This window comes from Maribacter sp. (assembly GCF_039968975.1).
In the GTDB taxonomy this organism is placed as follows: Bacteria; Bacteroidota; Bacteroidia; order Flavobacteriales; family Flavobacteriaceae; genus Maribacter.
Map to the genome: position 1 here is coordinate 1 of NZ_JBDVOT010000275.1, position 6,884 is coordinate 6,884.

Here is a 6,884-nt window from a genome sequence, read left to right on the forward strand (position 1 = left end):
GCAACAGGAGCGGTAGGTCCAAAAGGAGATACAGGCGCACCGGGAGCAACAGGTCCAAAAGGCGATACAGGCGATACTGGAGCAACAGGTCCAAAGGGAGATACAGGCGATACTGGAGCAACAGGTCCAAAGGGAGATACAGGTGATACTGGAGCGGCAGGCGCACCGGGAGCAACAGGTCCAAAAGGCGATACAGGTGATACTGGAGCAACAGGTCCAAAAGGAGATACAGGTGATACTGGAGCAACAGGAGCGGTAGGTCCAAAGGGAGATACAGGTGATACTGGAGCGGTAGGTCCAAAGGGAGATACAGGTGATACTGGAGCAACAGGAGCGGTAGGTCCAAAAGGAGATACAGGCGATACTGGAGCAACAGGTCCAAAAGGAGATACAGGCAATACTGGAGCGGTAGGTCCAAAAGGGGATACAGGAGCAACAGGTCCTGCAGGTGATCCTGCAACTGATGATCAGACATTGGCAACAACAGGTGCTGCTGGTCAAATATCAATTACTGGAGGTAATGCAATTACTTTAAATGTAAATGATGCCGATTCAAATGCATCCAACGAAATTCAAACAATTGAATCTAGTGATGGTTCGGTAACAGTGACGCAAACTGGTATCAATTATAACCTTTCTGTACCAACGGCAAACGGTGCTGAAACTGTAGTTGAGGCTGCACCGGACACTGATATTAGTGTAAGCGGAACAGGTACATCAGCTGATCCATATTTGATTGCCAATACAAGACCAGATATATTTTATCCACCTTCAATAGAGGTAGATGTAGCAACAATAGGTACAGGTAGAACAATAGATTTATATGCAGAGTATATTGATCAGTATGGTACACCAGATGTAGTTAGCACAGGAGCACCAGCGGCAATACCAACATATGGTAATACAGAATTATATTACTACGTAACGCATTATGATGATACTGTATTTGATAATGTAAGTGTTAATGCTAGTGGTGTAATGACCTATGATGTAATTGCAGCTCCAACTGATTATAACACATTGATAAACGTAGTCTTTGTTGCTAAATAATTAGCGAATTGAAGCATACATCCCAAATCGATTTGAAAAAAACACATATATATAAAACCATATTTCTCAGTATCGTTACTACGATACTGGGTGTATTGGTATCTAATGCACAGTTCTTGCTTCAAGCACCAACAGATAGTGACCAAAACAACTTTCGTTGGTATGAAGCTTCAGATACGGTAACGGTACTTGGTATTGATTCTTTTTATGAAGTCACTCAGCCAGGTATTTATTTTGCTACTTATGACGGTACTTTATGTGGTTCTAACGCAACAGGTTATTTTATTGTAACAGATTGTAATAATCCAGATAATGAAGTAACAATGGATATTACGTCTAACGTACCAAGCACTGCTTCGGTAAGTTGGAGTCCGCCATTACCGGGTGATCAATTAAGACCCATGGTAATTGCTACGGATGCCGTGGTAAGATATACAACAATGGTTACAAAAGCAGGGAACACGTTTAGTCTGCCAAATTTCACGGTAGTATGTTTGCCAGAAGCTGCTGACTTAGAAGATGATTTGGTAACTACGGATGAAGAAGTGCCGGTTGTTATAGATATTTATACTAATGATGCTGATTTACCGGATGTAGGTGCTTTAACAACAACAGATCCCACAAATGGATCGGTCACTATTGACGATGGTGGTACACCAAACAATCCTATGGATGATATAGTTACTTATACTCCAGATGAAGATTTTAACGGTACCGATAGTTTTGACTATACCATTTGTAATGCCTACGGTGATTGTAGTACGGCTACAGTTACTATAGAAGTATTACCAATTTTAGATACCAATGATGATTCCATTGCTATAGATATCAATGAAATTATTGCTATTGATACATGGCAAGAAAACGATAATGATTTACCTAGTGAAGGTGCGTTTAGTGTAACGCAACCAACAAATGGTTCTGTAACCGTAGATGACAATGGTACGCCAAACAATCCTTCAGACGATATACCAACATATTTTCCGAATAACAATTATTTAGGCACAGATGCTTTTGATTATACGGTTTGTGATACAGTTGGGAATTGTAGTACATCGACCATAACAATTCTTATTAATCCTTTAGGTGTTGATATGGATAGTGATGATGATGGTATCGTTGATAGTTTTGAAGATCTTAATTTAGATGGTGATAATGACCCATCTACCGATCCAACAGATTCTGACGGTGATGGCTTCCCAGATTATTTAGATATCGATGCAGATGGTGATGGTATTCCAGATAATGTTGAGGCTCAGGCTACTGCAGATTACATTCCGCCTTCAGGAATCGACGCCAATACTAATGGTTTAGATGATGCGTATGAAGCTAATGGTTTAACTGGATTATTCCCGGTTGATACTGACGGAGATAACCTACCTGATTACTTAGATGAAGATAGTGACAACGATAATGTGCTAGATGCAATTGAAGCTCATGATCATGATCATGATGGTATTGCAGATGTTGTTAGCATTGGTTCAGATAAAGATAATGACGGATTAGATGATGGGTATGAAGGTGCAATTTCAGTGGATATAGATGTTAATGATGAAATCGATGATCCATACGTACAGCTACCTAATACGGACAATGATGAAGAGTCTGATTATAGAGATACCGATGATGATGATGATGGTATTGAAACTCGTGACGAGGATATTAACCTAAACGGCGATTATGTTGATGATGATTCTGATAATGATGGTATACCAAACTACTTAGATTCAGATTTAGGACAACTAGAAGAAGAAATTGAAGTTTTCAACGTTATTACACCTAATGGTGACGGTATTCACGATGTCCTTAGAATAGACGGTTTGCAGAACTATCCTAACAATACACTGAAAATCTATAATAGATGGGGTGTAGCGGTGTATATGACGAAGGCGTATAATACCGAAGGTAATGTCTTTGATGGTACATCAGAAGGTAGGGTGACCGTTGATGTAGATAGTAAATTACCAGTAGGTACTTATTTCTATATTCTAGAATATGAAATGCCGAACGGAGATACTGAAACATTATCGGGATACATATATATAAATAGATAATTAGAATGTTGAATACATATATAACCATACTAAAAAAGAATATTCTAAAACTAGTTGTCACTATCGTGACCATTAGTTTTGGAGCGTTTTCTTATGGTCAGCAAGATGCACAGTATACGCAGTACATGTATAATACAATCAGCGTAAATCCTGCATATGCTGGATCTAGAGGGCATATAAGTATAGGAGCTTTACACCGGTCTCAATGGGTAGGTTTAGATGGTGCACCAACAACGCAAACTTTTAATGCTCATTCTCCAATTGGGTATAGAGGTGTAGGTTTAGGTTTGTCAATAGTAAATGATGAGATAGGACCAACTTCAGAAACTAACTTTGATATTGATTTCTCATATACAGTTTGGACATCAACAGAAGGGCGATTGAGTTTTGGTTTAAAAGCTAGTGCTAACTTATTAGATGTTAGGTTTTCAGAATTAAATCAATATACTACAGATCCAACTTTACAGCAAGATATAGACAATAGACTTTCACCCAATATAGGGGCAGGTGTGTATTATCGCACCAACAAATTCTATGTAGGTTTATCGGTGCCTAGATTTTTAGAAACCACACATTTTCAAGAAACCAATCTATCAACTGCCAAAGAACAAATGAATTTTTATTTGATTGCGGGTTATGTTTATGATTTGAATGAATCGGTAAAATTTAAACCGGCATTGTTGACCAAGGCTGTAAAAGGAGCCCCTTTGCAAGTAGATTTATCGGCAAATTTTATGTTTAACGAGAAGTTTATTTTAGGAGCTGCCTACCGGTGGGATGCTGCATTTAGTGGTATGGCAGGTTTCAATGTCTCTAATAAATTCTTAATTGGTATAGCTTATGATAAGGAAACTACAGACCTTGGTAATACAGCTTTTAATGACGGATCATTTGAAGTGATTTTCAGGTATGATTTTATTACCAGTAAAAACAACCTGAAATCACCTCGTTTCTTTTAGATTTCTCTTTTTATATATTCATCATTACGTAGACTACTTAAAACGCCTTATTTTTACCTTATGAAGGAAGAACAGGTAATTCTCGTAAATGAAAATAATGAGCAAATAGGCACTATGCCTAAAATGGAAGCTCACGAAAAAGCTCTTTTGCATAGAGCGTTTTCGGTATTTATCGCGAATGATAAAGGTGATATAATGTTGCAACAACGTGCAGCCTCTAAATATCATTCTCCATTATTATGGACAAATACGTGCTGTAGCCATCAACGTGAAGGTGAATCTAATCTTGATGCAGGTAAGAGAAGGTTACAAGAAGAAATGGGTTTTCAGACAGAATTAAAAGAGTTATTCTCTTTTATTTATAAAGCTCCGTTTGATAATGGTTTAACTGAACATGAATATGATCATGTTATGTTGGGTAGTTTTAATTTAGAACCGAATATTAACCCAGAAGAGGTAGAGGCTTGGAAATGGATGTCACCCGAAGCTGTAAAAGAGGATATTTCTAAAAACCCTAATGAATATACGGCTTGGTTCAAGATTATTTTTGATAAGTTTTACGAACATTTATTTAAAATATCAGCTAAGTAATGAGAGTAAAAGTAAGTAGAAAGGCACATTTTAATGCAGCCCATAGGTTATATAGAAAAGATTGGGAGGATAGTAAGAACAAGGAAATTTTCGGTAAATGTAATAATCCTAATTTTCACGGTCATAATTATGAAATGATTGTGAGTGTTACAGGAGAGATAGATCCAGAAACTGGTTTTGTAATGGACATGAAGGTGTTAAAAGATTTGATCAAAGTAGAGATTGAGGATTATTTAGACCATAAAAATTTAAATGTCCAAGTTGAAGAGTTTAAAACCTTAAATCCTACAGCTGAGAATATAGCTGTTGTAATATGGAAAAGGTTAAGACCATTTGTTCAAAAAACACATGATTTGGAAGTGGTACTTTATGAAACACCTAGAAATTACGTCACGTTTTCTGGAGAGTATTAAGAGTATAGTAGTTATTAAATAGACCAACTTAAAAAAATAGAATGATACATCCTTTAAAATTTAAACCCATTTTAAAAGAAAGACTTTGGGGCGGTACCAAGCTAAAAGAGGTTTTTGGAAAACCTATTGAAAGTGATATTACTGGCGAAAGTTGGGAGCTATCTACTGTAAAAGGTGATATTTCTGTTGTTGCGAACGGTAGTTTAGAAGGTAAGTCTCTTCAAGAGTTAATTGATTCTAATGCAGAAGAATTATTAGGTAAAAGTGTTGTTGAGCGTTTTGGAAAAGAATTTCCAATTTTAATTAAGTTTATTGATGCCAAACAAGATTTATCTATTCAATTACATCCTAATGATGCTTTAGCAAAAGAACGTCATAATTCTTTTGGTAAAACAGAGATGTGGTATATAATGGATGCTGACCCAAAGGCAGAACTTATAGTAGGTTTCAATAAAGATGTTACTAAAGAAGAATATGCTGAAAGTGTTGCTAATGATACCCTACTTGATCTTCTTAATTATGAGGAAGTTAAAGAGGGCGATACTTTCTTTATTAATACCGGAAAAATACATGCTATTGGAGCAGGGGTGATGTTGGCAGAAATACAACAAACATCTGATGTTACATATCGTGTTTTTGACTTCAATAGAAAAGACAAGGAAGGTAATCTTCGTGAATTACATACAGAGTTAGCTTTAGATGCTGTAGATTATAAAAAGAAAGATGATTTCAAAGTCGGTTACAGTCATGATAAGAATAAAGTGAATACAATGGTAGATTGTCCATATTTTAAAACAAACTTCATTGAAGTTACAGAAAATTTAGATTTGGATACTGCACAACGAGATTCTTTTACAATTTACATGTGCGTTGGTGGTGAGGCTAAGATTAGTACTGCTGAAGGAAATGTCTCCATAAAAAGTGGAGAAACAGCTTTGTTGCCAGCTTCAACTCAAAAGATTTCTTTACAATCTACTGGCGCTAAACTATTAGAAGTTACTATTTAAGTTCTAATTAACTATACGCGAGTTCAAAAATTGTATTTTTGCACAAAATAATTAGAGATGGCAAGTATTAAAAATTTAAAGAAAGATATTAATAATGTTCTTGGTGACATTATAGAAGGAGTTGATATAGTTGAGGCTACAAAAGGTCATACGACGTACTCTAAAGAAGGTAATGCTATTATAAATGAGGCTTTTGCAACTTTTGATGAATTGGTTGCTAAAATCAATAAAAATGATGTTGAAAACAAGAAAGCTCATTTTAAAGAAGTAAGAAAAGACTTGGAAACTAAAGCCACTAAATTGGTTGATGATCTTAATAAATTAGTGTAGTTTACTACTACCTTTCCAAATTAAAAAAGCATCCTATTATTAGGATGCTTTTTTAGTTGGTACAAATTTAGTCGTACTTATTATTTCTTTAAAAGAATAGCTAACTCTTTACCATATTTAGATTCAGCTACCTCTGGTGATAGTACACTGTAGATAGAATCTAAATATTTTACATTGGCATCAGGTATTTCTTTTAAGGCAATGTATGGCGCTATAAATGAAGATTTGTTATTTAGTGCAAAGTTAATGGCAAATGCATAACCTCTTTGTGTATTTCTATTGCTGATATTTGCTAGTGAATCTACACTTATTTGGCTTAATTCTCCATCTACTTGGGCGGCATTCATCATTATTTCAACATTTCTTTTGTTGATACCGCTCATGGTCTGTTTGTATTCTTTTAATTTTTCTTGAGATTCAGAACCTGTAATTTTTGCAGTAGTATCAAAAGTGTTCCAATCTGTATTGATGGTAATGGTT

7 protein-coding genes and 1 pseudogene are annotated in these 6,884 nt (G+C 35.8%); 7 read left to right on the forward strand and 1 reads right to left on the reverse strand.

Translation table 11 applies throughout. From position 1 onward, the window contains the following. The 7 genes from ABJI11_RS18510 to ABJI11_RS18540 all read left to right on the forward strand — a co-directional run. A partial coding sequence (locus tag ABJI11_RS18510; RefSeq protein WP_348355751.1) for a hypothetical protein occupies positions 1-1,050 on the forward strand: 1,050 nt, incomplete at its 5' end. 8 nt (positions 1,051-1,058) lie between these two features. Then, complete coding sequence (locus ABJI11_RS18515) at positions 1,059-3,104, forward strand: gliding motility-associated C-terminal domain-containing protein (protein WP_348355754.1); 2,046 nt, start codon at positions 1,059-1,061, stop codon at positions 3,102-3,104. Positions 3,105-3,109: 5 nt separating this feature from the next. Further along, a complete protein-coding gene (locus ABJI11_RS18520; RefSeq protein ID WP_348355757.1) occupies positions 3,110-4,063 on the forward strand; it encodes a type IX secretion system membrane protein PorP/SprF in 954 nt (317 codons plus the stop codon). A gap of 60 nt (positions 4,064-4,123) precedes the next feature. Then, positions 4,124-4,654, forward strand: a complete 531-nt coding sequence (gene idi, locus ABJI11_RS18525) for an isopentenyl-diphosphate Delta-isomerase (RefSeq protein WP_348355760.1) — start codon at positions 4,124-4,126, stop codon at positions 4,652-4,654. Further along, complete coding sequence (locus tag ABJI11_RS18530; RefSeq protein ID WP_348355763.1) at positions 4,654-5,067, forward strand: 6-carboxytetrahydropterin synthase; 414 nt, start codon at positions 4,654-4,656, stop codon at positions 5,065-5,067. The genes idi and ABJI11_RS18530 overlap by 1 nt, the downstream gene beginning before the upstream one ends. Before the next feature lie 44 nt (positions 5,068-5,111). Continuing rightward, positions 5,112-6,074 (forward strand): type I phosphomannose isomerase catalytic subunit, encoded by a 963-nt coding sequence (locus ABJI11_RS18535; RefSeq protein WP_348355766.1) that lies wholly within the window; start codon positions 5,112-5,114, stop codon positions 6,072-6,074. A gap of 57 nt (positions 6,075-6,131) precedes the next feature. Continuing rightward, positions 6,132-6,404 carry a hypothetical protein gene (locus ABJI11_RS18540; protein ID WP_276494711.1) on the forward strand — a complete coding sequence of 91 codons (273 nt, stop codon included), beginning with the start codon at positions 6,132-6,134 and terminating at the stop codon, positions 6,402-6,404. 80 nt (positions 6,405-6,484) lie between these two features. Here the strand turns inward: ABJI11_RS18540 and ABJI11_RS18545 are convergent. Beyond that, positions 6,485-6,884 (reverse strand): annotated as a pseudogene (locus tag ABJI11_RS18545) (hypothetical protein); the annotation flags it as partial.

What these genes read in the sequence shown, in the direction of transcription:
- idi (WP_348355760.1), top strand. Translation starts at nt 4,124, where the DNA reads ATGAAGGAAGAACAGGTAATTCTCGTAAATGAAAATAATGAGCAAATA.
- ABJI11_RS18540 (WP_276494711.1), top strand. Translation starts at nt 6,132, where the DNA reads ATGGCAAGTATTAAAAATTTAAAGAAAGATATTAATAATGTTCTTGGT.
- ABJI11_RS18530 (WP_348355763.1), top strand. Translation starts at nt 4,654, where the DNA reads ATGAGAGTAAAAGTAAGTAGAAAGGCACATTTTAATGCAGCCCATAGG.
- ABJI11_RS18520 (WP_348355757.1), top strand. Translation starts at nt 3,110, where the DNA reads ATGTTGAATACATATATAACCATACTAAAAAAGAATATTCTAAAACTA.